Genomic DNA, 635 nt, shown 5'->3' with positions numbered 1-635 from the left:
ACATGATCAGGCAGCCACCTAAACGACCGGAGCGCGCCAGTCGTCAGATCCGGACGTACCGGCCACCGTGTGCTCCCACATGATCTTGCGATAGGAGAGCTCCACGCGGATCAGCTGCGTGTAGTCGGAATTGTCCGGGTTCTGGCAATGCGGCAGATTGCAGTCGATATTGGTGACCAGCGCATCTTCCAGCGTCGTGGTGAAGAAGTGCTCCTGCTTGCCGGCGGAGTTGGTGCGGTACCACTTCACTTCACACTTGGTCAGCATCTCGCCGGTGCACAGCGCGTTGTAGAGCAGCGGCACGGCCTTGTTCAGCGAACAGGTAAACTTGAACGGCGTGTGGACACGCTGGCCTGCGGGCTGGCCGGACTGCGGATCGCGCGGGATCACCACCTTGTGGTCGACTTCCTGCACCATGACTTCGTCTTCATGGCCTTCCTGCCAGACATTGCCGACGGAATCCTCGGTGAAGGCACCTTGTGTAATCGGGCCCTGGGTTGCCCCTTCAATGGTAATATAAGCCGGAGTTGGCATGACTGCTCCTATCAATAAACTGGCGCCCTCACGCACGGGACCCGCGCCGGAAACACCTTCTTCAAATGATCGGCCAGCAATCGCCGGGCCGTGCCAACACA

Annotated in this window: 1 protein-coding gene; it reads right to left on the bottom strand. The window is 59.5% G+C overall.

Annotation, left to right across the window (positions count from 1 at the left end; translation table 11 throughout):
• Positions 1–18: 18 nt before the first annotated feature.
• Complete coding sequence (locus F0155_RS23265; RefSeq protein WP_150526944.1) at positions 19–534, bottom strand: Hcp family type VI secretion system effector; 516 nt, start codon at positions 532–534, stop codon at positions 19–21.
• Between the last annotated feature and the right edge of the window lie 101 nt (positions 535–635).

It is taken from the genome of Roseibium sediminis, from assembly GCF_008711325.1.
Taxonomy (GTDB): Bacteria; Pseudomonadota; Alphaproteobacteria; order Rhizobiales; family Stappiaceae; genus Roseibium; species Roseibium sediminis.
The sequence above is the reverse complement of the archived record's forward strand: the minus strand, read 5'-3'. Positions and strand labels throughout refer to the sequence as shown.